Source organism: Stenotrophomonas sp. CCNWLW162 (assembly GCF_037203745.1).
Classification (GTDB): Bacteria; Pseudomonadota; Gammaproteobacteria; order Xanthomonadales; family Xanthomonadaceae; genus Stenotrophomonas; species Stenotrophomonas maltophilia_AQ.
This window is the reverse complement of the sequence record NZ_JBBCBL010000010.1, coordinates 34617-61461: the sequence shown is the minus strand read 5'-3', so window position 1 is coordinate 61461 and position 26845 is coordinate 34617. Positions and strand designations below refer to the sequence as shown.

The following is a 26845-nucleotide window of genomic DNA, read 5'->3' as shown; positions in this document are numbered from 1 at the left end:
CGGCACGAAGGCACCATGACCTTTGGGATATGGTGTTGCCGTGAAGTGGTGCATTACTTTGCTACCACACCTGTCCACGCATCCTCCAGGGATCTGACGATGTCGCACCCAACCCTCCTGTCCGGCCGTCGCAGCGGAATCTGCGCTGCCGCACTGCTGATCTCCTCCTCCCTGCTGCTGGGCGGTTGCGCCGCAGGGCCTAATTCCGAAGCCAAGGCCGCCGAGACCAAGGAGGAGAAGAAGGTCGACGCGGTTCCGGTCGAGGTGGCCGTGGCCAGCCATCGCGCGGTCGCCGCCAGCTACACCGGCACTGCTGCGCTGGAGCCGCGCGCCGAATCGCAGGTGGTCGCCAAGACCTCCGGCGTGGCGCTGGCGGTGCTGGTCGAAGAAGGCCAGCGGGTCAGCGCCGGCCAGCCACTGGTGCGACTGGATCCAGACCGCGCGCGCTTGGCCGTGGCGCAGAGCGAAGCGCAGATGCGCAAGCTGGAAAACAACTACCAGCGCGCGCAGAAACTGGTTGGCCAGCAGATGGTCAGCGCCGCCGACGTCGACCAGCTGCGCTACGACCTGGAAAACGTCCGCGCGCAGTACCGCCTGGCCACGCTGGAGCTGTCCTACACCACGGTTGTAGCGCCGATCTCCGGCGTGATCGCGTCGCGCTCGATCAAGACCGGCAACTTCGTGCAGATCAATACGCCGATCTTCCGCATCGTCGACAACTCGCGGCTGGAAGCCACCCTCAACGTGCCCGAGCGCGAGCTGGCCACCCTGCGCGCTGGCCAGCCGGTGACGCTGGCCGCCGACGCGCTGCCGGGCCAGAGCTTCACCGGTACGGTCGATCGCATCGCGCCGGTGGTGGATTCAGGCAGTGGTACGTTTCGCGTGGTCAGCGCCTTCGACGGCGCCGCGCACGCGCTGCAGCCCGGCATGTTCGGGCGCATCCGCATCGATTACGACCAGCGTGCCGATGCGCTCGTGGTGCCGCGCCTGGCGCTGCTCGACGACGGTGAACCGGCGGTGTTCCGGGTGCGCGAAGGCAAGGTCGCACGCGTTCCGGTCAAGCTGGGTTACGCCGAGGGCCCGTGGGTGGAGATCCGTGATGGCCTGGCGGCCGGTGATCAGGTGGTCACCGCCGGCAAGGTCGCCCTGCGCGACGGCACCGCGGTACAGGTGATCGCCGATCCGAGGGCAAAGGCGAAGACGGTCGCAACGGCTGCCAAGCCGGCGGACAAGGCCGGGAGCAAGCAATGACCGCCCCGGGCCACGACCACGGTGCCTCGCCGGCGAGCGACGGCGCCGCCGCCGGCATGCGCGGCGGCCTGGTGGAATTCGCCACCCGCCGCCGCGTGACCATCGCCATGTGCACGGTCACCCTGCTGCTGTTCGGCGTGATCGCGCTGGGCAACCTCAAGGTCAACCTGCTGCCGGACCTGAGCTATCCGACGCTGACCGTGCGCACCGAATACACCGGCGCGGCACCGACCGAAATCGAAACCCTGATCACCCAGCCGGTTGAGGAAGCGGTCGGCGTGGTCAAGAACCTGCGCAAGCTGAAATCGGTCTCGCGCACCGGCCAGAGCGATGTGGTGCTGGAGTTCGCCTGGGGCACCAACATGGACCAGGCCAGCCTGGAAGTGCGCGACAAGATGGAAGCGCTGAACCTGCCACTGGAGGCCAAGGCGCCAGTGCTGCTGCGGTTCAATCCGTCCACCGAGCCGATCATGCGCCTGGTGCTGTCCAGCAAGACCACACCGGCCAGCGATGCCGATGCGGTCCGCGAGCTGACCGGCCTGCGCCGCTATGCCGACGAAGACCTGAAGAAGAAGCTGGAGCCGGTCAGCGGCGTGGCGGCGGTCAAGGTCGGTGGTGGCCTGGAAGACGAGATCCAGGTCGACATCGACCAGCAGAAGCTTGCCCAGCTGAACCTGCCCATCGATACCGTCATCAAGCGCCTGAAGGACGAGAACATCAACATCTCCGGCGGCCGCCTGGAGGAGGGTTCGCAGCGCTTCCTGGTGCGTACCGTCAACCAGTTCGCTGATCTGGAAGAGATCCGCAACCTGCTGGTCACCACCCAGGCGTCGAACGGCAGCGCGGCTGACTCGGCGTTGCAGCAGATGTTCAACATCGCCGCGTCGACCGGTTCGGCGGCGGCCATCGCGGCGGCCTCGGCGGCACAGAGTGCCTCGTCCGGTGGTGGTTCCAGCGTGGTCGCCAACGGTGTGCCGGTGCGCCTGAAGGACGTGGCTACCGTGCGCCAGGGCTACAAGGAGCGCGAAGCGGTGATCCGCCTCGGCGGCAAGGAATCGGTGGAACTGGCGATCTACAAGGAAGGCGACGCCAATACCGTGTCCACCGCCGAAGCGCTGCGCAAGCGCCTGGAGCAGATCAAGGGCACGTTCCCGTCCGACGTCGAGATGACCACCATCGAGGACCAGTCGCGCTTCATCGAGCACGCCATCGCCGACGTCAAGAAGGATGCCGTTATCGGTGGCCTGCTGGCGATCCTGATCATCTTCCTGTTCCTGCGCGATGGCTGGAGCACGTTCGTGATCAGCCTGTCGCTGCCGGTCTCGATCATCGCCACGTTCTTCTTCATGGGCCAGCTCGGCCTCAGCTTGAACGTGATGTCGCTGGGCGGCCTGGCGCTGGCCACCGGCCTGGTGGTGGATGACTCGATCGTGGTGCTGGAGAGCATCGCCAAGGCCCGCGAGCGTGGCCTGGGCATCCTGCAGGCGGCCATCGTCGGTACCCGCGAAGTGAGCATGGCGGTGGTCGCCTCCACCCTGACCACCATCGCGGTGTTCCTGCCGCTGGTGTTCGTCGAGGGCATCGCCGGCCAGCTGTTCCGCGACCAAGCATTGACCGTGGCGATCGCCATCGCGATCTCGCTGCTGGTGTCGATGACCCTGATCCCGATGCTGAGCTCGCTGAAGGGACGGCCGCCGCTGGCGTTCCCGGAAGAGGCGCCGAACGCACCGTGGCAGCCGCAGAACCGCTGGCAGAAGCCGGTCGCGCTGGGCCGCCGTGGCGTGGTCGCGACGGCGCGCTGGAGCTTCTACGCACTGGCCTGGCTGGTGGTGCGGGTATGGCGTGGCGTGGTGGCCGTGGTGGGTCCGGTGATGCGCAAGGCCAGCGATCTGGCGATGAAGCCCTATGCCGGTGCCGAGCGTGGCTACCTGCGCCTGCTGCCGAGCGCGCTGGCGCATCCGGGCAAGGTATTGGGCGTAGCCTCGATCATCTTCGTGGCGACCATGGCGCTGGTGCCGATGCTCGGTGCCGACCTGATCCCGCAGCTGGCGCAGGACCGTTTCGAAATGACGGTGAAGCTGCCGGCCGGCACGCCGCTGAAGCAGACTGATGCACTGGTACGCGAGCTGCAGCTGGCACACGGCAAGGGCGAGGGCGTGGCTTCGCTGTACGGTGTCAGCGGCAGCGGCACCCGCCTGGATGCCAGCCCCACCGAGAGCGGCGAGAACATCGGCAAGCTGACCGTGGTGATGGAAGGCGGCGGCAACGCGCGTACCGAAGCGGAGATCACCGAGCGCCTGCGTGACACCATGGGCCAGCATCCGGGTGCACAGGTCGACTTCGCACGGCCGGCGTTGTTCAGCTTCTCCACGCCGCTGGAAATCGAGCTGCGCGGGCAGGACATGGCAACCCTGGAAGTGGCCGGCCAGCGCCTGGCGGCGATGCTGCGCGGCAACGCGCACTACGCCGACGTGAAGTCGACCGTGGAAGAGGGCTTCCCGGAAATCCAGATCCGCTTCGACCAGGAACGCGCCGGTGCGCTCGGCCTGACCACGCGCCAGATCGCCGATGTGGTGGTGAAGAAGGTGCGCGGCGACGTCGCCACCCGCTACAGCTTCCGTGACCGCAAGATCGACGTGCTGGTGCGTGCACAGGAAGGTGATCGTGCCAGCGTGGACAGCATCCGTCGGCTGATCGTCAACCCGGGCAGCACCCGTCCGGTCACCCTGGGCGCGGTGGCCGATGTGGTCGCCACCACTGGCCCCAGCGAGATCCATCGCGCCGACCAGACGCGGGTGGCGGTGGTGTCGGCCAACCTGCGCGACATCGATCTTGGCGCGGCCATGCGCGAAGTGCAGCAGATGGTGTCGGAACAGCCGCTGGGCGCAGGCGTCGGCCTGCACATCGGTGGCCAGGGTGAGGAGCTGGCGCAGGCGGCGAAGTCGCTGATCTTCGCCTTCGGCCTGGCGATCTTCCTGGTCTACCTGGTGATGGCCTCGCAGTTCGAATCGCTGCTGCACCCGTTCGTGATCCTGTTCACCATCCCGCTGGCGCTGGTCGGCGCCATTCTGGCGCTGATGCTGACCGGGAAGCCCATTTCGGTGGTGGTGTTCATCGGCCTGATCCTGCTGGTCGGCCTGGTCACCAAGAACGCGATCATCCTGATCGACAAGGTCAACCAGCTGCGCGAGGCCGGCGTGGCCAAGCACGAGGCGCTGGTGGAAGGTGCCCGCTCACGCCTGCGGCCGATCATCATGACCACGCTGTGCACGCTGTTCGGCTTCCTGCCGCTGGCGGTGGCGATGGGCGAGGGTGCGGAAGTGCGTGCACCGATGGCGATCACCGTGATCGGCGGCCTGCTGGTGTCGACCCTGCTGACCCTGCTGGTCATTCCGGTGGTGTATGACCTGATGGACCGTCGCGGCGATGCGTATTACCGCGAACGTGGCCGCAAGCATGCCGGCGGGATCGAGCCGGCTGCAGCGGGCAGCGCGGCGGGTGCGGAGGAACCGGCATGAGTGTTGCCGAGTTCTCCATCCGCCGTCCGGTCACCACCATCATGTGTTTCGTGTCGCTGGTGGTGATCGGCCTGATCGCCTCGTTCCGGCTGCCGCTGGAAGCATTGCCGGACATCTCGGCACCGTTCCTGTTCGTGCAGATCCCGTACACCGGCTCGACACCGGAGGAAGTGGAGCGGACCATCATCCGCCCGGTGGAGGAATCGCTGGCGACGATGACCGGCATCAAGCGCATGCGCTCGTCGGCCACCTCCGAGGCGGCGCTGATCTACATCGAATTCAGCGACTGGGACCGCGACATTGCGATTGCCGCTTCCGATGCGCACGAGCGCATCGATGCGATCCGCAGCGACCTGCCCGACGACCTGCAGCGCTACAACGTGTTCAAGTGGTCCAGCAGTGACCAGCCGGTGCTGAAGGTGCGCCTGGCCAGTACCACCGATCTGACCACTGCCTATGACATGCTCGACCGCGAGTTCAAGCGGCGCATCGAGCGCATTCCCGGCGTGGCCCGCGTCGACATCACCGGCGCGCCGCCGAACGAGGTGGAGATCGCCATCGATCCGAACCGGCTCAACGCGCACGGGCTGAGCATCAACGAGCTGAGCGAGCGCCTGCGCACGCTGAATTTCTCGATCTCGGCCGGACAGATCGACGACAACGGCCAGCGCGTGCGCGTGCAGCCGGTGGGCGAAATCACCGACCTGCAGGAAATGCGCGACCTGGTGATCAACGCCAAGGGCCTGCGCCTGGGTGATATCGCCGAGATACGGCTGAAGCCGGCGCGCATGAGCTATGGACGCCGCCTGGACGGCAACCCGGCGGTCGGCCTGGACATCTTCAAGGAGCGCAGCGCCAATCTGGTGGAGGTTTCGCGCGCGGCGCTGGCCGAGGTCGAGGCAATCCGCGGGGAGGCGTCGATGCGCGACGTGCAGATCAAGGTGATCGACAACCAGGGCAAGGCGGTGACCTCCTCGTTGCTGGAACTGGCCGAGGCCGGCGGCGTCGGCCTGATCCTGTCGGTGACCGTGCTGTTCTTCTTCCTGCGCCACTGGCCATCCACGCTGATGGTGACCCTGGCCATTCCGATCTGCTTCACCATCACCCTGGGGTTCATGTACTTCGTCGGGGTGACGTTGAACATCCTGACCATGATGGGCCTGCTGCTGGCGGTCGGCATGCTGGTCGACAACGCCGTGGTGGTGGTGGAGAGCATCTACCAGGAACGCGAGCGCATGCCCGGGCAGCCACGGATGGCCTCGATCATCGGCACCCGCAACGTGGCCATCGCGCTCAGCGCCGGTACCCTGTGCCATTGCATCGTATTCGTACCGAACCTGTTCGGCGAGACCAACAACATCAGCATCTTCATGGCGCAGATCGCGATCACCATCTCGGTCTCGCTGCTGGCCTCGTGGCTGGTGGCAGTCAGCCTGATCCCGATGCTGTCCGCGCGCATGACCACGCCAAAGCTGGTGCATTCGAAGACCGGCCTGATCGCGCGCCTGCAGCGCCGTTACGCACAGCTGCTGGACTGGTCACTGCGCCACCGCGGCTGGAGCCTGCTCGGCATCCTGCTGGTGGTGCTGGTCAGCCTGGTGCCGATGAAGCTGACCAAGATCGATATGTTCGGCGGCGAAGGCGGCAAGGACATCTTCATCGGCTACATGTGGAAGGGCGCCTATACCTACCGGCAGATGTCCGAGGAAGTGGCACGGGTGGAGAGCTGGATCGACCAGAACCGCGAACGCCTGCACGTGAAGCAGGTGTACTCCTGGTACAGCGAGCAGGAAGGCAGCTCGACCGTGGTCACCCTCGACGAGAAGTACGCCAAGGACATCAAAGCGCTGCAGGAAGAGCTGCGCAAGGGGCTGCCGAAGTCGGCCCGCACCGATTATTTCGTCGGCAACCAAGGGGGCGACGGCGGCGGTGGTGGCAATCAGGGCGTACAGGTGCAGCTGGTCGGCGACTCCAGTTCGATGCTGCAGGAAATTGGTCAGGAAGTGGTGCCGCTGCTGGCCCAGCGTGCCGAGCTGCGCGACGTGCGCATCGACAACGGCGAGAAGGGCGGTGAACTGAAGGTGCGCGTTGATCGCGAGCGCGCTGCGGCGTTCGGCTTCAATGCCGAGCAGGTGGCCAGCTTCGTCGGCCTTGCACTGCGCGGTGCGCCGATGCGCGAGTTCCGTCGTGGTGACAACGAAGTACCGGTATGGGTCCGCTTCGCCGGTGCCGAACAGAGCAGCCCCGAGGATCTGGCCGGCTTCAGCGTACGTACCGGTGATGGCCGCAGCGTGCCGCTGCTGAGCCTGGTCAGTGTCGACGTCGGTTCGTCGGCCACCCAGATCGGCCGTACCAACCGCCAGACCACGTTGACCATCAAGGCCAACCTGGCCGAGAAGGTCACCGCGCCGGACGGCCGCAAGGCCATGGAATCGGTGCTCAAGCCGATGAACTTCCCGGCCGGCTATGGCTTCACCTTCGATGGCGGTGACTACGGCAACGACGACGAAGCGATGCAGCAGATGGTGTTCAACCTGCTGATCGCACTGGTGATGATCTACGTGGTGATGGCCGCGGTATTCGAGTCGCTGTTGTTCCCTGCGGCGATCATGAGTGGCGTGCTGTTCTCGATCTTCGGCGTGTTCTGGCTGTTCTGGATCACTGGCACTTCGTTCGGGATCATGTCCTTCATCGGCATCCTGGTGCTGATGGGCGTGGTGGTGAACAACGGCATCGTGATGATCGAGCACATCAACAACCTGCGGCGCGGCGGAATGGGCCGAACGCAGGCACTGGTTGAAGGCTCGCGCGAGCGGCTGCGCCCGATCATGATGACCATGGGCACGGCGATCCTGGCGATGGTGCCGATCTCGCTGACCAATACGCAGATGTTCGGCAACGGCCCGGAGTACGCGCCGATGGCGCGCGCGATCGCCGGTGGCCTGGCGTTCTCGACGGTGGTCAGCCTGCTGTTCCTGCCGACCATCTATGCGGTGCTGGATGACCTGCGCAGTGCGGTCACGCGACTGATCCGGCGCGCCCGCGGTCTGGAGATGGTAGAGCCGGGCGCTGCCCGGCTGTAATGCACGACAACGTGTTGTGGTGTGGGGGGAGACCGGTCGTAGTGGGGCGGTCTCCCCCCATTTTTTTTCAGGCCTTGCGCAGGAACAGCGTGCGCCGGGTGTATTCATGCCCGAAATCGACATGGCCGAACCGCGCGATCTCACGCCGACCGCGTCGGTAGTAGCGCCATGGCGCCTTCTCCGGCGGGTGGGTCTGTCCGTAGAAGACATCCATGTGACCGACCGGCATCGACTTCGGGGTCACATGCATCACCACGCTGCGGCGCGTGCCGGACGAAGGATGCGGGGCGCCGCCATGGAACAACTGTGGGTGCCAGACGATGACGTCACCCGCCTGCACGTGCACCGCTTGCGGTTGCAGGCCAGCATCTTCGCATTGGCGGGCCACCGCATCCTGGTAGGCAGTCCAGCCCTCCGGCGACATGGCGCCGACCGGGCTGTCGCCGAAGACCGTGCGTCGCAGCGCCTGCACATCAATGGGCGGCAGCAGGTGGCTGCCCGGGACCACCCGTAGTGGGCCGTTACTGTCATCAACTGCCTCCAGTGCCGTCCACACGCCCATGTAGCGCTCGCCCGGGGAGGTGCAGAACAGCGGCGTATCGCGGTGCAATGACTGTTCGGATCCGCGCTCGTAGTAGAGGCTGGTGTAGAGCGTAGTGGGTTCACCGAGGAAGCGGTCGCAGACGTCGATGGCCGGGTTGTCGGTGAGCAGGCGTGTCATCGCATCCACTGCCAGGTGCAGGTTGACGACCCGGTACATGCGATTGTGATCGTCCAGGTTGCGCGTTACCGCTTTTGGGTTGCGCTGCTTGAAGCGCGCGATGCGCTCATTGATGTCCTGGACCAGCGCCGGCGCGATGGCCTGGCGAACGACTACGTAACCATCGCGCATCAGCGCGTCATATGCATCCATCGCTGTGTTCCTCCTTAAACGCCGAGTATAGCCACGTGGGGCGGGACCATCAGCCCGCCACCTTGCCCCAGACCTTGAACGTGGTCAGCCACAGGCCCAGCATGCTGCCCAGGTTGGTCAGCATGAAGGTCAGCACCACGCGGGTGACGCGGTTGCGGTACCAGCCCTTCAGGCTCTGCGCATCGTCGCGCAGCTTCAGGAAGTCCTCGTACGCCGGCTTGCGCAGGCGTGCTTCCACCAGCGCCGAGAACGCGCCGGTTGGAATGCTCAAGCGGAACGGCTTGAACGGTGCCACCGCGATCGCGGTCAGGATGCTCAGCGGATGGCCACCGGCCAGCAGGCAGCCCAGGCCGGCCAGACCGCCGGTGTACATCGCCCAGGTCGCCAGCAGCTCGGTGCCCACGCCCAGCCCGCCGCGGTAGAAGCCCACGCCGATGCCGGTCGCTACGATGGCCAGGATGCCCAGCGTGAACCACGGGATGTTGCGCTTCTTCGGCACCGATTCCAGCTCGGCGCGCAGCGGTGCCGGCGCCTCGGTGTCGGTTTCCAGATAGCGTGCCAGCCCGGCCAGGTGGCCGGCACCGACCACCGCCAGCACTTCGCGCTGCTGCGGGTCGTGCGCTTCGCGCAGGCGCGTGGCCATGTAGCGGTCGCGCTCGCCGATGATGGTCTCGTACAGCGCCGGGCTCTCGCTGGCGAACTCGCCGAAGCTCGACTCCAGCATGTCGCCCTGCTTAAGTTTTTCGATCTCGTTCTCGCCCACTTCCTCCGACGAGAACAGGCCGGCGCCAAGCCCGGCGACCAGCTTCAGCTTGCCGAAGAAGCCCAGCCGCTGCGATGCACGGCGGAAGGTCAGGCCGACTTCACGGTCGATCAGGTGCACAGGCAGATCGCGCTCGCGGGCCAGTTCCACCGCGCGCTTGAGTTCGGCACCCGGCTCGATGTCGAGCTGCTCGGCCAGGCGCCGCTGGTAGGCGGACAACGCCAGGTTGGCGGCGAACAGGGCGACGCGGCCCTTGCGGATCACCTCGACCAGGTCGAGCTTGGCCAGGGTGTCCGGGTCGCTCAGGGCCTGCAGGCGCTGCGGATCGAGCTCGACGGCCACCGCGTCGAAGCGACCACTGTCGATCGCTTTTTCCACTGCTTCGACGCTGGCGCGAGAGACGTGCGCGGTGCCGAGCAGGGTGTAGCGCACGCCGTCGCGTTCAACGACGCGTACCGGCTGGCCGGCGAACAGGTCATCGCCGGTGTCAGGAAGGGTTTCAGTCATGGATTCATTCATTGGAAGGTGCGGTGTCGGCGCCATCGCCGAGCGCGCGCTGCATCTGCACGGTATCCAGCCAGCGGCCATGCTTGCGGCCAAGGCCACGGAACACGCCCACCAGCTCGAAGCCGAAGCGTTCGTGCAGCTTGATGGAGGCGGCATTGGTCGGTTCACCGATCACCGCCACCATCTGCCGGTAGCCGCGCGCCACGCAGGCGTCGATGAGGGCCTGGAGCAGGCCGGCGCCCACGCCCTGGCCCTGGAAGCGGGCATCGACGTAGACCGAGTTTTCCACGGTCCATTGGTAGGCGATGCGGGTGCGGTAGGTGTTGGCGTAGGCATAGCCGGCCACCTGGCCGTCGATCTCGGCGACCAGGTAGGGGAAGCCACGGTCGATGATGTCGCGCATGCGGCGCAGCATCTCCGGCGCGTCGGGGATGTCGTACTCGTAGGTGTTGACGAAGTCGGTCACTTCCACCGCATAGATCGCGGTGATCGCGTCGATGTCGGCCGGGCCGGCATCACGGATGAGGACGGCCATGCGCGGGCTCCGGCTCAGTCGATGTAGCGCTTGAGCAGGTCGCCGTACGCATCGATGCGGCGATCACGCAGGAACGGCCAGATGCGGCGCACGTGCTCGCTGCGCTGCAGGTCGACGTCGCACACCAGCACGGTGGCATCGGTGCCGGCCTCGGCCAGGAACTCGCCCTGCGGGCCGAGCATGTGGCTGTTGCCCCAGAACTGGATGCCCGACGCGCCCAGCGGCGAAGCCTCGTGGCCGACGCGGTTGCAGCTCAGCACCGGCAGGCCGTTGGCCACGGCGTGGCCGCGGTGGCTCAGCACCCAGGCGTCGCGCTGGCGGGTCTTCTCGTCCTGCACATCGTCCGGGTCCCAGCCGATCGCGGTCGGGTACAGCAGCAGCTCGGCACCGGCCAGCGCCATCAGGCGCGCCGCTTCCGGGTACCACTGGTCCCAGCACACCAGCACGCCGAGGCGGCCCACCGAGGTATCGATCGGCTTGAAGCCGATGTCGCCCGGGGTGAAGTAGAACTTCTCGTAGAAGCCCGGGTCGTCCGGGATATGCATCTTGCGGTACTTGCCCAGCAGCGTGCCGTCCTTTTCGAACACTACCGCGGTGTTGTGGTACAGGCCGGCAGCTCGGCGCTCGAACAGCGAGCCGACCAGTACCACGCCATGCTTCTTCGCCAGCGCGCCCAGGCGCTCAGTGCTCGGGCCCGGAATCGGCTCGGCCAGGTCGAACTCGTCCACCGACTCGTGCTGGCAGAAGTACGGACCGTTATGCAGTTCCTGCAGCAGCACCAGCTTGGCACCCTGCGCAGCCGCCTCGGCCACGCGTGCTTCGATCACCGCCAGGTTGGCGGCGGCATCACCGTGGTTGCGCTCCTGGATCAGGGCGACGGTAAGGGGGCTGCGCGAGTTCATGCGGGGCGTTCCTGCGGGGGAAAACCTGCATGTTAGCGCGGATGGACGGCGACGGCGTGTCGCGCGCTGAATGGGTGCTGGTAGTGCCGGCCGCTGGCCGGCAATCCCGTGGATCCATCAGGCATTGCATGGTTGCCGGCCAGCGGCCGGCACTACCGTCATGCCTTCAACAGGCCTTCCGGCAGCTGCATGGTGATGCAGTGCAGGCTGCCGTTCTGCCAGATCAGCGAGCGGCACGGCACCTGCACGATCTCGCGGCCCGGGTGCGCCTGCGCCAGCACGTCGCGGGCGAGATCGTCAGCCGGATCGCCGTAGGCCGGCATCAGCACGGCACCGTTGACGATCAGGTAATTGGCGTACGACGCAGCCAGGCGGCGGCCTTCGTCGATCACCGGCTGTGCCCACGGCAGCGGGAACAGGCGGTACGGCTGCCCATCCTTGGTGCGCAGTGCGGCCAGCTCGTCGCCCATCGCCTGCAGCTCGGCGTAATGCGAGTCGCTTTGGTCGTCGCAGGCCTGGTAGACGATGCTGTCGGCCGAGGCGAAGCGGGCGAGGGTGTCGATGTGGGCGTCGGTGTCGTCGCCTTCCAGGTAGCCGTGGTCCAGCCACAGCACGCGATCCTGCTGCAGCCAGTCGGCCAGGTCGGCAGTCAGGCTTGCCCGGTCGCGGTCCGGGTGGCGCTCGTGCAGGCACTTCCAGGTGGTCAGCAGGGTGCCTTCACCGTCGGTCTCGATGCCGCCGCCTTCCAGCGCGAACGGGATGCTGCGCACCGGTGCGTCGTTGAACACGCCGGCCTGGTCGAGCACGCCCACCAGCTGGTCATCCAGGGTCGCGTCGAACTTGCCGCCCCAGCCGGTGAAGCGGAAGTCCAGCAGCTGGAAGCCGCCATCGGCGCGGCGCAGGGTGATCGGGCCGGAGTCGCGCAGCCAGGTATCGTCGTAGGCCGCCGTGGTGAAGTGGACCTTGTCCATGTCGATGCGGTTGGAGCGCAGCCGCATCTCGGCATAGGTCTCCACATCGTCATCGGCCACGCAGATCAGCACCGGCTGGAAGCGGGTGATGGCCGCGACCAGCGCGATGTAGGTCTCTTCCACCTGGCCCAGGCGGTCGGCCCAGTCGGTGTCGGCGGTGGGCCAGGCAATCAGGATGCCGCTCTGGGCTTCCCATTCGGCAGGAAAACGAAGGGTCTGGTTCATGGTCTCGCTACACAGGCCCGCGCACGGCGGGTAGAGGGATCATCGGATCGGCGGTTTCGGGCCGATTTCGTTCGGGTCCGCCTGGTTGGCCACCACGTTGATCACCTTCTGCTTCTCGAAGTAGACGGTGAACTGCGGGTACACCCAGCGGTTGATGGTCGGCCACTGCCGTTTCTGCCCGCCACGCGGCTGCAGCTGCTCGCTTGGTGCACCGAACTGCGCCTGCACCTGCTGCATGCTCTGGCCGCGCGCGGGCAGGGCACCAGCTGGTTTTTCGCGGGCGCGGTCGACAAGCAGGGTATCGGCCAGCACCGGTGTGGCGGCGGCCAGGGTGGCCAGCATGGCCAGGGCGGACAGGTAACGCTTCATCTCGAACTACTCCCCAGTGGTCAAGAACGGCGATTACAGCAAAAACGGCAGGAAAAAGCCGCATAAACAAAAAACCGCCCGAAGGCGGCTTTTTGCATCGGGTCGGCCCCGCGTAGGGCCAGCCGCAGCCGCGAGGGCTGTGAGGCTTAGCGCTGACGCGCCTTGAAACGCGGGTTCGACTTGCAGATGACGAAGATCTTGCCACGGCGACGCACGACCTTGCAGTCACGGTGACGGGCCTTCGCCGACTTCAGGGAGGACAGGACTTTCATGGCATACCTCGGCGTAAACAGTAGTTGTTCGGGTGGAGCGTGGCCGCGATATGCGAAAGACAATCGGCAGTTGACGCTCGTTCAAGCCCGCCATTCTACCGGGCTTTTCCTCGTGGTTTCAAGTGGTTGCACAAAAGATCCTGCTGGGGGCGTCTGGCAGGGGCTAGAATGGCCTCTTCACACGCTCTGGGACCCCCATGAATCCACTCGCTCCCGTCCTGACCATCGACGGCCCATCCGGGGCCGGCAAGGGTACCATCAGCCGCATCGTGGCGCGCCGGATGGGCTGGCATTACCTGGATTCGGGCGCGCTGTACCGGGCGGTGGGCGTGGCTGCCAGCTGGGCCGACATCGATACCTCGGATGCCTCGGCGCTGGTCCGCTGCACCTTCGACACCCACGTCCAGTTTGCCGAGCAGGGCGAGGCCATGCGGGTCCTGGTCAACGGCACCGATGCCACCGACGAGCTGCGCCTGGAGACCACGGGGGCGCTGGCCTCGGCCATTGCCGCCATTCCTGAGGTCCGTGCCGCCCTGAAGGAGCGCCAGCGCGCATTCAGGGAACTGCCGGGCCTGGTCGCCGATGGCCGTGACATGGGCACGGTGATCTTCCCGGACGCGTCCTACAAGGTCTTTCTGACCGCCAGTGCCGAGGAGCGCGCCGAGCGCCGGCATAAGCAGTTGAAAGACAAGGGGGTTTCTGTTAGCTTTGATGACCTCCTGCGCGAGATCATGGCCCGCGACGCCCGTGATGCTCAGCGTACCGTGGCGCCCCTGAAGCCGGCAGACGATGCTGTCCTCATCGACACCACAGGCATCGGCATCGATGATGTCGTTGCCCGAGTGATGGATCTGCTTCCGGTTCCGGCTGCCTGATCCGTTCGCGCGGGAGTACTGCCAGCAACACCGGTGGTGGTCGCGCAAAGCAGTGCTGTACCAGCTCCGTCGCGCAATGATGCGTGGCGGTTTTCCTACTACACACGACCTGCGTTTCCGGGGTCGACCAACAGGCGGGCGGTCGCCATTCCCCTGAAGGGGACGCCACCGACCCATGTGTCCAACAGAGTAAATCTAATGACCGAATCATTTGCCGAACTGTTTGAAGCCAGCCAGGCCAACCTGGCCAAGCTGAAGCCGGGCGCCATCGTCAGCGGTACCGTTGTTGAAGTCCGCGGCGACGTCGTGGTGATCAACGCTGGCCTGAAGTCCGAAGGCATCGTGCCGATCGAACAGTTCCGTAACGACGCTGGCGAAATCGACGTCGCCGAAGGCGACATCGTCAAGGTCGCCCTCGACTCGATCGAGAACGGCTTCGGCGAAACCGTCCTGTCGCGCGAGAAGGCCAAGCGCGCGATGGTGTGGGACGAGCTGGAAGAAGCGTTGGAAAAGAACGAAACCATCACCGGCCGCATCAGCGGCAAGGTCAAGGGTGGTTTCACCGTGGACATCAAGGATGTCCGCGCCTTCCTGCCGGGTTCCCTGGTCGATGTGCGCCCGGTGCGCGATCCGGCCTACCTGGAAGGCAAGGAGCTCGAGTTCAAGCTCATCAAGCTGGACCGCAAGCGTAACAACGTCGTGGTTTCGCGCCGCGCTGTCGTCGAAAGCGAGCACTCGGAAGAGCGCGAGCAGCTGATGGACAAGCTGCAGGAAGGCGCGATCCTGAAGGGTGTCGTCAAGAACCTGACCGACTACGGCGCGTTCGTGGACCTGGGCGGTATCGACGGCCTGCTGCACATCACCGACATGGCATGGAAGCGCGTGCGCCATCCGTCCGAAGTCGTCAACGTCGGCGACGAGCTGGACGTGCGCGTGCTGAAGTTCGACCGCGAGCGCAACCGCGTTTCGCTGGGTCTGAAGCAGCTGGGCGAAGATCCGTGGGATAACATCGCCCGTCGTTACCCGGCCAACAGCCGCGTGTTCGGCAAGGTCTCCAACGTCACCGATTACGGCGCGTTCGTCGAGATCGAGCCGGGCGTCGAAGGCCTGGTGCACGTTTCCGAAATGGATTGGACCAACAAGAACGTCAACCCGTCCAAGGTCGTGCAGGTCGGTGACGAAGTTGAAGTCATGGTCCTGGACGTGGACGAGGAGCGTCGCCGCATCTCGCTGGGCATGAAGCAGGTTGCCGCCAATCCGTGGGAAACCTTCGCTGCCACCCACAAGAAGGGTGACAAGGTGTCGGGCCAGATCAAGTCGATCACCGACTTCGGCATCTTCATCGGCCTGGACGGCGGCATCGACGGCCTGGTTCACCTGTCCGACATCAGCTGGGCGACCACTGGCGAAGACATCGTTCGCAACTTCAAGAAGGGCGACACCCTGGACGCGGTTGTCCTGGCTGTCGATCCGGAGCGTGAGCGCATCTCGCTGGGCGTCAAGCAGCTGGAGCAGGATCCGTTCGGCCAGTACATGGCTGCCAATCCGAAGGGCTCCAAGGTTGAGGGCGTGGTGAAGGAAGTCGACGCCAAGGGCGCGATCATCGAGCTGGCTGACGGCATCGAAGGTTACGTCTCGGCCCGCGACATCGCCAACGAGCGCGTTGACGACGCCACCCAGCACCTGAAGGTCGGCGACAAGGTCGAAGCCAAGTTCGTGGGCATGGACCGCAAGGGCCGCACCCTGCAGCTGTCGATCAAGGCCAAGGACGACGCGGAAATGCGCGAAGTGCTGGAGGAATACCAGTCCTCTTCGGCTGCCAGCGGCACCACCCAGCTGGGCGCGCTGCTGCGTGCGCAGCTGAGCGGCAACAAGTCCGAGTAATCGGCCTTACGCTGTTCGTTGTTTCCTGGACGGCCCGGGCACTGCCCGGGCCGTTTCAGGCTGAGATGCCCCTGATGTGAGCCGGTAATGACCAAATCCGAACTGATCGAAATCCTTGCGCGCCGGCAGGCGCACCTGAAGGCCGATGATGTCGATCTGGCGGTCAAGTCATTGCTGGAAATGATGGGCGGTTCCCTCTCTGCCGGGGATCGCATCGAAATCCGTGGCTTTGGCAGCTTCTCGCTGCACTACCGTCCGCCGCGCCTGGGCCGCAACCCGAAGACCGGTGAATCGGTGGCCCTTCCGGGCAAGCACGTCCCCCATTTCAAGCCGGGCAAGGAACTGCGCGAGCGGGTCAGCAGTGTGCTGCCGCTGGACGCCGATCCGGCCTGAGCCCGCCCCGCCGTCGCGCCACCGCGTGCGAATCGAGCCGCGAGTCGGATAAGCTACGGTCTCCTGCCACTGGAGCTGTCGCATGAAGGTTTTTCGTCTGCTGGTCCTGCTGGCGGTGCTGATCCTTGGGCTGATCATTGGTGCGGTCAACATGACCGCGATGTCGATCAACCTGTTGTTCACCCAATTGAATACGTCCGTCGGCGTGGCGCTGATTGCCGCGCTGCTGATCGGCGTGATCGTCGGCGCCGGCCTGGTGCTGGTGAGCGTGGTCATTCCGCTCTACAGCCAGCTGCGCCGCGCCAACAAGTCCGTTGCCGCCACGTCGGCGCCGGTGGTTCCCCCGCAATCTTTTGATGGACGCTGACCGAAGATGGATTTCGTCACCGAGTGGCTGTGGTTTTTCCTGTTCGTTCCGCTGGCCGCATTGGCCGGATGGGTGATCGGCCGGCGTGGCGGGCAACGCCACGGTGACAACCAGGTCAGCCGCCTGTCCAGCACCTATTTCCGCGGCCTGAACTACCTGCTCAACGAACAGCCGGACAAGGCCATCGAGCTGTTCCTGCACATCGCCGAGCTGGACAAGGAAACCTTCGAGACCCAGGTCGCGCTGGGCCATCTTTTCCGCCGCCGTGGTGAAGTCGATCGCGCCATCCGCCTGCACCAGGGCCTGGTCAACCGCCACGACCTGAGCGACGCGCAGCGCGTGCAGGCGCTGCTGGCACTGGGCGAGGACTACATGAAGTCCGGCCTGCTGGACCGCGCAGAGACCGTGTTCACCGAACTGGCGCAGCTGGACCAGCGTGCTCCGCAGGCGCTCAAGCACCTGATCGGCATTTACCAGGCTGAGCGTGACTGGGAAAAGGCGATCGACAATGCCACCCGCTTCGAGGACGTGACCGGCGAGCCGATGGGCAAGCTGATCAGCCAGTTCGAGTGCGAGCTGGCCGAGCGCTTCCGCGGCGCCGGCAAGCTGGAAGAGGCGAGGGCAGCGATTGCCCGCGCCTACCAGGCCGACGCGATGTCGGTGCGTGCCGGCATCATCGAGGGCCGCCTGGAAACGGATGCCGGCAACGCCGAAGCCGCCGTGCGCGCGTTCGAGCGCGCGGCCCGCAACGATCCCGAGTACCTGCCCGAGCTGCTGCCTGCGCTGATGGCCAACTACCGGAAGGTCGGCGACCTCGGCGGTGCGCGTGCGTTCCTCTCGGAAATGACCGAGCACTATCGTGGTATCGCCCCGGTGCTGGCGCTGACCCGCCTGATGGAAGAGCAGGAGGGCGTGGCCCCGGCCCGTGCCTACCTCGGCCGCCAGCTCAAGGATCGTCCTTCGGTACGTGGCGAGTCCGCGCTGATCGACCTGACCCTGGCCGAAGGCGCCGATTCCACGGCGACCCTGCACGACCTCAAGCACATCACCGACCAGTTGCTGGTCCGCAACCCCGCTTACCGCTGCACCCGCTGCGGCTTCGGCGCGCGTACCCACCACTGGCAGTGCCCGAGCTGCAAGGAGTGGGGCACGGTCAAGCCACTGCTGAACTACGCGGTGCTCTGATCCATGCCGTGGTTTGTGATGGGGGCGCTGCTGGGATTGGCCCTGCTGAGTGCGGCGCTGACCTGGGCGGCACGCGGTTACGCGCTGCGCAGGCAGCTGATGGACCAGCCCGGCGAACGCCGCAGCCATAGCGTGGCAACCCCCCGCGGTGGCGGCATCGCCATCGTCATCAGCCTGCTCGTTACGGCGGGCGTGGCGATGTGGGCCTGGCCCGAAGCAACGCCCAGCCTGCTGGTTGCCAGTCTCGGCCTGGTCCTGGTCGCGGGCATCGGCTGGTGGGACGATCACAAGCCGCTTCCGGCCATGCGCCGGCTGCTGGTGCACTTCATCGCCGCCGCGCTGCTGGCTGCGTTGGTCAAGATGCATGGTGGCAGCTGGCTGCTGGCCGTGCTGGTGCTGCTGTTCACTGCCTCGCTGATCAACATCTGGAACTTCATGGATGGGATCAACGGCATTGCCGCCAGCCAGGCCATCGTGGTCGCGCTGGGCCTGGCGCCGGTGCTGCCCTGGCCCTATTCGCTTGCCGCCGTGGCGCTGGGCCTGGCCTGCCTGGGATTCCTGCCGTTCAACTTTCCGCGGGCACGGATCTTCATGGGTGATGTCGGAAGTGGCGCGCTGGGGTATGCCGTGGCGGTGGTTCTGGCGATCGCCAGCGTGCGTACCGACATCAATTGGATCCTGCTGCTGGTCCCGGCCTCGGCGTTCCTTGTGGACGCAGGCTTCACACTGCTGGCGCGCATCATTTCCGGGCAACGCTGGACGGAACCCCATACCCAGCACGTCTACCAGAGGGCGGTCCAGGCAGGAGCCAGCCACGCTCAGGTGACAGGGATGTACTTTGCTTTGGGCCTGTTCAGTATTACAGTGCTTAATGTCTGCTCGAATTTGCAGCCGAGGTGGGAGGCTGTCGTGGCGATCGCGTGGTTCATTGCGCTGAGCGTCCTTTGGCTCCTCCTGCGCAATGGATTGCGTCACCGACAAGGAACTATCTGACTCATGGCTTCACCCTGGCGGGACAGAATCCTCGGCCTGATGCCGCGTTCGGCCATCGTCTGCCACGACCTTTTCATGGTCTGGGCATGCTGGCAGCTGCTCCATGCGGGGCGCTACTCGATCCTTCCCAACGCGCCCGCGCTTCCCCTGTGGAATGTCGACACCACCCTGGTACTGCTGCTGCAGGGCCTGGTGTTCTGGCGCGTTGGCCTGTATCGCGGGCTGTGGCGTTTCGCCAGCGTCAGCGACCTGCTGAACATCTTCAAGGCCAGCTTCATCGGCATGGTCGCCATCGTGCTGGTGCTGATGTGGAAGCGCTTCGATGGCGTACCGATGTCGGTGCTGGTGATCTATCCGTTCGCACTGTCGGCGCTGCTGGGTGCGCCCCGGCTGCTGTACCGGGCCTGGAAGGATTACCAGTCGCTGCAGTCGGATTCGTCCGCGCGGCGCGTGTTGATCCTCGGTGCCGGCCAGGCGGCCGAGACCCTGGTCCGCGACCTGCGCCGGTCGGGCAACTTCGAGCCGGTGGGCCTGCTGGACGATGCACCCCACCTGCGAGGGGCCAAGCTGCAGGGGCTGCCCATCCTGGGCGGCCTGGACGACGCGCCGGCGGTGGTTCGCGAAACCGCGGCCAAGCTGCTGGTCATTGCTATTCCGTCGCTGGATGCCGCGGGCATGCAGCGGATCGTCGCCATCTGCGAAAGCACCGGCGTGCCGTTCCGTACCGTACCCAAGCTCAGCGACATCCTGCAGGGCCAGTCGCTGCCAGGGCAGTTGAAGGAAGTGGCGATCGAGGATCTGCTCGGCCGCAAGCCGATCATGCCGGACTGGAACCTGATTCGCGGCTGGTTGGGCGGGCGTACGGTGATGGTCACCGGTGCCGGTGGCTCGATCGGCTCGGAGCTGTGCCGCCAGTGCGCGCGCCATGGCGCCGGCCGCATCATCCTGCTGGAGATCAGCGAGCTGCTGTTGCTGACCATTGAAGGCGAGCTGCGCCGCAGCTTCCCCGATGTCGAGGTCGAAGCGGTACTGGGCGACTGTGGCGACCCGGCGGTGATCCGCCACGCGTTGTCGCTGCATCCGGTCGATACCGCGTTCCATGCCGCTGCCTACAAGCATGTGCCGGTGCTGGAGCGTCAGCTGCGCGAAGCGGTGCGAAACAATATCCTGGCCACCGAGAACGTGGCTCGTGCCTGCCTTGAGGCGCACGTCGAGCATTTCGTGTTCATCTCTACCGACAAGGCGGTTGATCCGGTCAATGCGCTGGGTGCCAGCAAGCGCTACGCCGAGATGATCTGCCAGAGCCTGGACCAGAGGTCCACGCATACCCGGTTCGTCACCGTGCGCTTCGGCAACGTGCTGGCCTCGGCCGGCAGCGTGGTGCCGCTGTTCCGCGAGCAGATCCTGCGCGGCGGACCGGTTACTGTCACCGACCCGGAAGTCAGCCGCTACTTCATGACCATCCCGGAGGCCTGCCAGTTGATTCTGCAGGCCGCCGCGTCAGCCTCGCATGGTGCGATCTATACGCTTGACATGGGTGAGCCGGTGCCAATCCGCGTCCTGGCCGAACAGATGATCCGCCTGGCCGGCAAGCAGCCGTACAAGGACATTCCGATCATCTACACCGGCCTGCGCCCGGGCGAGAAGCTGCACGAGACGCTGTTCTATTCGGACGAGGACTATCGTTCGACCGCGCACCCGAAGATTCTCGAGGCCGGTGTGCGCACGTTCGCGCGCGATGTGGTGCTGGGCAATGTCCCGCGCCTGCGCGAGGCGGTGTGCAGCTACGACACCACCAGCATCCAGGAGATCCTGTTCGCGACGATGCCGGAGTTCTCTCCCATCGAACAGGATGCTTACATTTCATCCGCTAAAGTCGTGCCCTTTCCGGCACGTGAGGCCAACAGGCACCAATGAGCAAGCGAATTCGCAAGGCAGTTTTTCCAGTGGCAGGGCTCGGGACGCGCTTTTTGCCGGCAACCAAGACGGTGCCGAAGGAAATGTTGCCAATCATTGATCGTCCGCTGATCCAGTACGCGGTTGATGAAGCGATCGAAGCGGGCTGCGACACGCTGGTGTTCATCACCAACCGCTACAAGCATGCGGTGGCCGATTATTTCGACAAGGCCTACGAACTGGAGCAGAAGCTCGAGCGTGCCGGCAAGCTGGAACAGCTGGAGATGATCCGCCATGTGCTGCCCAACGGCGTGCGTGCGATCTTCGTGACCCAGGCTGAAGCGCTGGGCCTGGGCCATGCGGTGCTGTGTGCCAAGGCGGTGATCGGCGACGAGCCGTTCGCGGTGCTGCTGCCGGACGACCTGATCTGGAACCGTGGCGATGGCGCGCTGAAGCAGATGGCCGACCTCAACGAAGCCAGTGGCGCCAGCGTGATCGCGGTGGAAGACGTGCCGCATGACAAGACCGCCAGCTACGGCATTGTCGCCACCGATGCGTTCGATGGCCGCAAGGGTCGTATCTCGCAGATCGTAGAGAAGCCGAAGCCGGAGGACGCACCGAGCGACCTGGCCGTGGTCGGCCGCTACGTGCTGAGCCCGAAGATCTTCGAACTGCTGGAGCAGACCGGCAGCGGTGCCGGTGGCGAGATCCAGCTGACTGATGCGATCGCGCAGCTGCTGAAGACCGAAGAGGTGGATGCCTATCGTTTCGAGGGCACCCGTTTCGATTGCGGCACGCACCTGGGGCTGGTGGAGGCGACGATTCGCTTCGCGCTGGACAACCCGAAGCTGGCCGGCCCGGCACGCGAGAAGCTGGCGGCGATGCTGGCGGAATAAGGTGTTTTCAAGCGCTCCGTTCGCGGCGCCTTGATTGATACGTGATGGGCGGGACGGGTGGGCCTTTGCAGGACACGCCGTAAACCCGTCCATGGGGGCTCTGTCGCCGCATCCATGCGGCGAACGGTCCTGCAAAGGCCCACCCGCCCCGCCTGTCAGGTTTCCTGCGGGCGCGGACGGGAAGGGCGGAATCAAGAGCAGGGCAGAAACAAAAAAGGCAGCCGATGGCTGCCTTTTTTCGTTTCCAGAGCATCCACGCATGGCGTGGATCTACTGCTCTTGCCTTTGCTCATCCTTCCGCCGCGGGGAGGCTGGAAGGGACGGGTCGGCAGGGCTGCCCGGGACCGTTGGCGCCATGGATGGCGCCATCGAGCCCCCAAGGGTGAGGGCGCTTTGGTTGCGAAGCACTGCTTCGCAAGCGCCCGAACGCACAGCCGCTAGCGGCTGGGCCGGACCCCGGAGGGGGGTTCACGGAGTGTCCCGGGCAGTCTCACCCACCCGGGCCCCACAGCAAACCGACACTGCAGCCGGCAACGCCTTGAACCTTACAGCGCCTCGAAAATACCCGCCGCACCCATGCCGGTGCCGATGCACATCGTCACCATGCCGTACTTCTGCTGGCGACGACGCAGGCCGTGCAGCAGGGTCGCGGTACGGATCGCGCCGGTTGCGCCCAGCGGATGGCCCAGGGCGATCGCGCCGCCCAACGGGTTGACCTTGCTCGGGTCCAGGCCGCAATCGCGGATCACCGCCAGCGACTGCGCGGCGAAGGCTTCGTTGAGCTCAATCCAGTCCAGCTGGTCCTGGGTCAGGCCGGCCTGCTTCAGTGCCTTCGGGATCGCGGCGATCGGGCCGATGCCCATCACTTCCGGGCGCACGCCGGCCACCGAGAAGCTGACGAAGCGGGCCAGCGGGGTCAGGCCGTAATCCTTGATCGCCTGTTCCGACGCCAGCAGTACCGCACCGGCGCCATCGCTCATCTGCGAGGAGTTGCCGGCAGTGACGGTGCCGCCGAACTGGCCGTTGCGGAACACCGGGCGCAGCTTGGCCAGGCCTTCAGCGGAGGAATCCGGGCGCGGGCCTTCGTCGGTGTCGGCCACCTTGTTGCGGGTGATGATGCGCTTGCCGTCGGCGAGGTCGGGCTGGTGCGAGACGATCTCGTACGGGCTGATCTCGTCCTTGAAGTCGCCGTTCTGGATGGCGGCCATGGCCTTCTGGTGCGAGGCCAGGGCGAACGCGTCCTGGTCTTCGCGCGAGACCTTCCACTCTTCAGCGACCTTCTCGGCGGTGATGCCCATGCCGTAGGCGATGGCGACGTGGTCGTTGTCGAACACGCTGGGGGCCATCGCAATCTTGTTGCCCATCATCGGCACCATCGACATCGATTCGGTGCCGCCGGCCAGCATCAGGTCGGCGTTGCCAAGGCGGATCGCGTCGGCGGCCTGCGCCACGGCCTGCAGGCCGGAGGAGCAGAAGCGGTTCACGGTCTGCGCGGCAATCGTGTTCGGCAGACCGGCCAGCAGCACGCCGATGCGGGCCACGTTCATGCCCTGCTCGGCTTCGGGCATCGCGCAGCCGATGATCGCGTCATCGATGCGGTTGACGTCCACGCCCGGCGCCTGCGCCACGACGCTGCGCAGCACGTGGGCGAGCATGTCGTCGGGGCGGGTGTTGCGGAACATGCCCTTGGGCGCCTTGCCAACCGGGGTGCGGGTGGCGGCGACGATGTAGGCGTCCTGGATTTGCTTGGTCATTGCAGTGATCTCTCGAAGTTTTTTGCCGGTGTGCCCGCCAAGGTGGGCACCTACCAGAGGCAGAGGGATGCCGACCCGTGGCCGGCACCCGCCATCAATCAATTACGCAGCGGCTTGCCGGTCTTCAGCATGTGCGCGATGCGGGCCTGGGTCTTTTCCTGCTGGGCCAGTTCGACGAAGTGCTTGCGCTCCAGGGTCAGCAGCCACTCTTCGTCGACCAGGGTGCCGCGGTCGACCTTGCCGCCGCACAGCACGGTGGCGATGCGCTCGGCGATCTCGTAGTCGTACGGGCTGATGAAGCGGCCTTCCAGCATGTTGACCAGCATCATCTTGAAGGTGGCGATGCCGACGTCGCCGGCCACCTGGATGCGGCGTGCCGGCAGCGGCGGACGGTAGCCCGCTTCGGCCAGGGCGCGTGCTTCGGCCTTGGCGATGTACAGGGCCTCGTAGCTGTTGAACACCACCTTGTCGGTGCTGCGCAGCAGGCCCAGTTCCTGGGCGTTGACCGCCGAGTTGGACACCTTGGCCATCGCCACGGTCTCGAAGGTCTTCTTCAGTTCGGCGAACACGTCACCGCCCGGGCCAGCGGCCTGCGAGGCACGCACCGCCAGTTCCTTCAGGCCGCCGCCTGCCGGCAGCAGGCCGACGCCGGCCTCGACCAGACCGATGTAGCTTTCCAGGAAGGCCACGGTCTTGGCGCTGTGCATCTGGAACTCACAGCCGCCACCCAGGGCCAGGCCACGCACCGCAGCCACCACCGGCACCAGCGAGTACTTGATGCGCTGGCTGGTGCGCTGGAAGTTGTGCACCATTTCTTCGAACTGGTCGACCTTGCCGGCCTGCAGCAGGCCGAGCGCACCGGCCAGGTCGGCACCGGCGGAGAAGGGTTCCTTCTGCTGCCAGATCACCAGGCCCTGGAAGTCCTTCTCGGCACGCGACACGCATTCCTGCAAGCCGTCGAGCACGTGGTCGGAGACGGTGTTCATCTTGGTCTTGAAGCTGACCACGGCAATGCCATCACCGTCGTGCCACATGCGCAGGCCGTCGTTCTCGAACACGGTCTCGCCCGGCGCGAACTTCTCGCCCAGCAGCGGATCCGGGAAGCGCTGGCGCTGGTACACCGGCAGCGACGAGCGCGGCAGCTTGGCGTTGCGCGACGGGCTGTAGCTGCCCTCGGCGGCGTGCACGCCATCGCGGCCATCGAACACCCAATCCGGCAGCGGGGCGTTGCTCATGCTCTTGCCGGCCACGATGTCATCGGCAATCCACTGTGCGACCTGCTTCCAGCCGGCAGCCTGCCAGGTTTCGAACGGGCCCAGCGACCAGCCGTAGCCCCAGCGGATGGCCAGGTCCACGTCGCGCGCGGTCTCGGCGATGTCGGCCAGGTGGTAGGCGCTGTAGTGGAACAGGTCGCGGAAGGTCGCCCACAGGAACTGCGCCTGCGGGTGCTGGCTCTCGCGCAGCTTGGCGAACTTCTCGGCCGGGTTCTTGATCTTCAGGATCTCGACCACTTCCGGTGCGGCGGCGCGGTCAGCCGGACGGTAGTCCTGCTTTTCCAGGTCCAGCACCACGATGTCCTTGCCGACCTTGCGGAAGATGCCGGCGCCGGTCTTCTGGCCCAGTGCGCCCTTGGCAATCAGCGCGTCCAGCCACTTCGGCGACTTGAAGAATTCATGCCACGGGTCGTTGGGCAGGGTGTCGCCCATGGTCTTGATGACGTGGGCCATGGTGTCCAGGCCGACCACGTCGGAGGTGCGGTAGGTGGCCGACTTCGGGCGACCGACCAGCGGGCCGGTCAGGCCGTCCACTTCATCGAAGCCCAGGCCGAACTGCTGGGTGTGGTGGATGGTCGACAGGATCGAGAACACACCGATGCGGTTGCCGATGAAGTTCGGGGTGTCCTTGGCGTACACCACGCCCTTGCCCAGGGTGGTGACCAGGAATTCTTCCAGGCCTTCCAGCACGGCGGCGTCGGTGGTGGTGGCCGGGATCAGCTCGGCCAGGTGCATGTAGCGCGGCGGGTTGAAGAAGTGCACGCCGCAGAAGCGGTGGCGCAGCTGTTCGGGCAGCACGTCGGCCAGCTTGTTGATGCCCAGGCCCGAGGTGTTGGAGGCCAGCACCGCGTGATCAGCCACGAACGGGGCGATCTTCTTGTACAGGTCCTGCTTCCAGTCCATGCGCTCGGCGATGGCCTCGATGATCAGGTCGCAGTCCTTCAGCTGTTCCAGGCCGCCTTCGTAGTTGGCCGGGGTGATGGCTTCAGCCAGCGACTTGCTGGCCAGCGGCGCCGGGCTCAGCTTGCCCAGGTTGGCGATCGCCTTCAGCACGATGCCGTCGGCCGGACCTTCCTTGGCAGGCAGGTCGAACAGCACGGTGTCGACGCCAGCGTTGGTGAGGTGGGCGGCGATCTGGGCACCCATGACGCCGGCACCCAGCACGGCGGCGCGGCGGACTAGCAGGGAATTGGACATGGTGTAGGGCCTTTGTTGGTCAGCAGTTACTGGGTGGAATCAATGGAGGCGGGCAGGGCGCTGCCGCTGCGTGCGGCGGCACGGAACCCGGCCTCGGCGAAATGGATCAGTTCATGGGCGGCATGGGCACGATGCGCCGCTTCGGTGACACCGGCGGGACGTTTGATCAGCCCGAAGTCGGCCATGGCATAGGTGAGCGAACCGGCCAGGAAATCCAGCCGCCAGTACAGCTCTTCCTTGCTCAGGCCGGGCACGCATTCGGCGATGGCCTTGCCGAACGCGCGCAGCACATGGCCGTAATGGTCGGACAGGAACTTGCGCAGGTTGTCGTTCTTCTCGGCATAGGCGCGCGCGATCACACGCACGAAGGCGCCACCGCTCTGCCGGTCCTGGGCCATGGCCAGGGCCGGCTCGACGAAGGCGGCCAGCACCGGGCGCAGCTGGCCGGGGTGCTCGGCGCGGGCGCGCTCGAGCTGCGACAGGCGGGCGCCGGTCATTTCGTCCATGCGGCGGCGGAAGACCTCGTTGACCAGGTTTTCCTTGGAGCCGAAGTGGTAGTTCACCGCTGCGATGTTGACGTCGGCCTGGCTGGTGACCTGGCGCAGCGAGGTGCCGGCAAAGCCGTGCTGGGCGAACAGCTCCTCGGCGGCGCCGAGGATCCGGTCCTTGGTCGAGAAGTGGGCGGGCTTGGCCATCGGGCGGGTGGACCTTAATCAAACGATTGTTTGATACTAGAACCAGACGGTAGCGTATGGCATTTTGCAGTGCAGCAAAAATGCCTCGGCTGGTCAGAATCCGCTCAGGTGGGTGAATGGGGTGGTG

At 65.7% G+C, this 26845-nt stretch carries 22 protein-coding genes; 12 read left to right on the top strand and 10 right to left on the bottom strand.

Features of this window, described 5'->3' with window-relative positions; translation table 11 throughout:
- Window positions 1-99: 99 nt before the first annotated feature.
- Genes V9K93_RS19430 through V9K93_RS19420 form a run of 3 tightly spaced genes read left to right on the top strand, consistent with a single transcriptional unit; the run spans window position 100 to window position 7852 of the window.
- The gene (locus V9K93_RS19430) at window positions 100-1251 is read left to right on the top strand and encodes an efflux RND transporter periplasmic adaptor subunit (protein WP_046983816.1); all 1152 of its coding nucleotides are present in this window, start codon (window positions 100-102) and stop codon (window positions 1249-1251) included.
- Window positions 1248-4769 (top strand): efflux RND transporter permease subunit, encoded by a 3522-nt coding sequence (locus tag V9K93_RS19425; RefSeq protein WP_489686275.1) that lies wholly within the window; start codon window positions 1248-1250, stop codon window positions 4767-4769. The genes V9K93_RS19430 and V9K93_RS19425 overlap by 4 nt, the downstream gene beginning before the upstream one ends.
- On the top strand, window positions 4766-7852 hold the full coding sequence (locus V9K93_RS19420; RefSeq protein WP_337303066.1) for an efflux RND transporter permease subunit: 3087 nt from the start codon (window positions 4766-4768) through the stop codon (window positions 7850-7852). Before V9K93_RS19425 ends, V9K93_RS19420 begins: the two co-directional genes overlap by 4 nt.
- Before the next feature lie 67 nt (window positions 7853-7919).
- On the opposite strand, the gene V9K93_RS19415 is transcribed toward V9K93_RS19420, so the two are convergent.
- The 6 genes from V9K93_RS19415 to V9K93_RS19390 all read right to left on the bottom strand — a co-directional run bounded on the left by V9K93_RS19415 (window position 7920) and on the right by V9K93_RS19390 (window position 12980).
- Entirely contained in the window at window positions 7920-8765 is an 846-nt protein-coding gene (locus V9K93_RS19415; protein ID WP_046983813.1) for a phytanoyl-CoA dioxygenase family protein, read from the bottom strand.
- A gap of 49 nt (window positions 8766-8814) precedes the next feature.
- A complete protein-coding gene (locus V9K93_RS19410; protein ID WP_136639466.1) occupies window positions 8815-10035 on the bottom strand; it encodes a TraB/GumN family protein in 1221 nt (406 codons plus the stop codon).
- Window positions 10036-10039: 4 nt separating this feature from the next.
- The gene (locus V9K93_RS19405; RefSeq protein WP_046983811.1) at window positions 10040-10570 is read right to left on the bottom strand and encodes a GNAT family N-acetyltransferase; all 531 of its coding nucleotides are present in this window, start codon (window positions 10568-10570) and stop codon (window positions 10040-10042) included.
- A 14-nt stretch (window positions 10571-10584) separates the two neighbouring features.
- The gene (locus tag V9K93_RS19400; RefSeq protein ID WP_337303065.1) at window positions 10585-11472 is read right to left on the bottom strand and encodes a carbon-nitrogen hydrolase; all 888 of its coding nucleotides are present in this window, start codon (window positions 11470-11472) and stop codon (window positions 10585-10587) included.
- Window positions 11473-11630: 158 nt separating this feature from the next.
- Window positions 11631-12668, bottom strand: coding sequence for an agmatine deiminase family protein (locus tag V9K93_RS19395; RefSeq protein ID WP_136639465.1), 1038 nt, complete (start codon window positions 12666-12668; stop codon window positions 11631-11633).
- A 39-nt stretch (window positions 12669-12707) separates the two neighbouring features.
- Complete coding sequence (locus V9K93_RS19390) at window positions 12708-12980, bottom strand: hypothetical protein (RefSeq protein WP_428709117.1); 273 nt, start codon at window positions 12978-12980, stop codon at window positions 12708-12710.
- Between V9K93_RS19390 and V9K93_RS20820 the strand changes: the two genes are divergently transcribed.
- Window positions 12875-13153 carry a hypothetical protein gene (locus tag V9K93_RS20820; RefSeq protein ID WP_480982511.1) on the top strand — a complete coding sequence of 93 codons (279 nt, stop codon included), beginning with the start codon at window positions 12875-12877 and terminating at the stop codon, window positions 13151-13153. The genes V9K93_RS19390 and V9K93_RS20820 overlap by 106 nt on opposite strands.
- 30 nt (window positions 13154-13183) lie before the next feature.
- On the opposite strand, the gene ykgO is transcribed toward V9K93_RS20820, so the two are convergent.
- On the bottom strand, window positions 13184-13309 hold the full coding sequence (gene ykgO / locus V9K93_RS19385) for a type B 50S ribosomal protein L36 (RefSeq protein WP_005409283.1): 126 nt from the start codon (window positions 13307-13309) through the stop codon (window positions 13184-13186).
- 197 nt (window positions 13310-13506) lie between these two features.
- Here ykgO and cmk point away from each other — a divergent pair, with 197 nt between their 5' ends.
- The 8 genes from cmk (at window position 13507) to galU (ending at window position 21798) form a co-directional block, all read left to right on the top strand.
- Window positions 13507-14184, top strand: coding sequence for a (d)CMP kinase (gene cmk, locus V9K93_RS19380; RefSeq protein WP_337303064.1), 678 nt, complete (start codon window positions 13507-13509; stop codon window positions 14182-14184).
- A gap of 198 nt (window positions 14185-14382) precedes the next feature.
- Entirely contained in the window at window positions 14383-16068 is a 1686-nt protein-coding gene (gene rpsA / locus V9K93_RS19375) for a 30S ribosomal protein S1 (protein WP_012510790.1), read from the top strand.
- Between the two features lie 87 nt (window positions 16069-16155).
- Window positions 16156-16461 (top strand): integration host factor subunit beta, encoded by a 306-nt coding sequence (locus tag V9K93_RS19370; protein WP_005409286.1) that lies wholly within the window; start codon window positions 16156-16158, stop codon window positions 16459-16461.
- 82 nt (window positions 16462-16543) lie between these two features.
- Entirely contained in the window at window positions 16544-16828 is a 285-nt protein-coding gene (locus V9K93_RS19365) for a LapA family protein (RefSeq protein WP_046983806.1), read from the top strand.
- Window positions 16829-16834: 6 nt separating this feature from the next.
- Complete coding sequence (gene lapB / locus V9K93_RS19360; protein WP_337303063.1) at window positions 16835-18013, top strand: lipopolysaccharide assembly protein LapB; 1179 nt, start codon at window positions 16835-16837, stop codon at window positions 18011-18013.
- A 3-nt stretch (window positions 18014-18016) separates the two neighbouring features.
- Window positions 18017-19006, top strand: coding sequence for an MraY family glycosyltransferase (locus V9K93_RS19355; protein ID WP_046983805.1), 990 nt, complete (start codon window positions 18017-18019; stop codon window positions 19004-19006).
- A gap of 3 nt (window positions 19007-19009) precedes the next feature.
- Entirely contained in the window at window positions 19010-20923 is a 1914-nt protein-coding gene (locus V9K93_RS19350) for a polysaccharide biosynthesis protein (protein WP_046983804.1), read from the top strand.
- Window positions 20920-21798 carry a UTP--glucose-1-phosphate uridylyltransferase GalU gene (gene galU, locus V9K93_RS19345; protein ID WP_046983803.1) on the top strand — a complete coding sequence of 293 codons (879 nt, stop codon included), beginning with the start codon at window positions 20920-20922 and terminating at the stop codon, window positions 21796-21798. The genes V9K93_RS19350 and galU overlap by 4 nt, the downstream gene beginning before the upstream one ends.
- A gap of 545 nt (window positions 21799-22343) precedes the next feature.
- On the opposite strand, the gene V9K93_RS19340 is transcribed toward galU, so the two are convergent.
- The 3 genes from V9K93_RS19340 to V9K93_RS19330 all read right to left on the bottom strand — a co-directional run bounded on the left by V9K93_RS19340 (window position 22344) and on the right by V9K93_RS19330 (window position 26718).
- Window positions 22344-23552: an acetyl-CoA C-acyltransferase gene (locus V9K93_RS19340; RefSeq protein ID WP_089240530.1), complete on the bottom strand. Its 1209-nt coding sequence runs from the start codon at window positions 23550-23552 to the stop codon at window positions 22344-22346.
- 98 nt (window positions 23553-23650) lie between these two features.
- Window positions 23651-26023 (bottom strand): 3-hydroxyacyl-CoA dehydrogenase/enoyl-CoA hydratase family protein, encoded by a 2373-nt coding sequence (locus V9K93_RS19335; RefSeq protein WP_046986531.1) that lies wholly within the window; start codon window positions 26021-26023, stop codon window positions 23651-23653.
- Between the two features lie 26 nt (window positions 26024-26049).
- Window positions 26050-26718: a TetR/AcrR family transcriptional regulator gene (locus V9K93_RS19330; protein ID WP_046986532.1), complete on the bottom strand. Its 669-nt coding sequence runs from the start codon at window positions 26716-26718 to the stop codon at window positions 26050-26052.
- Window positions 26719-26845 lie beyond the last annotated feature (127 nt).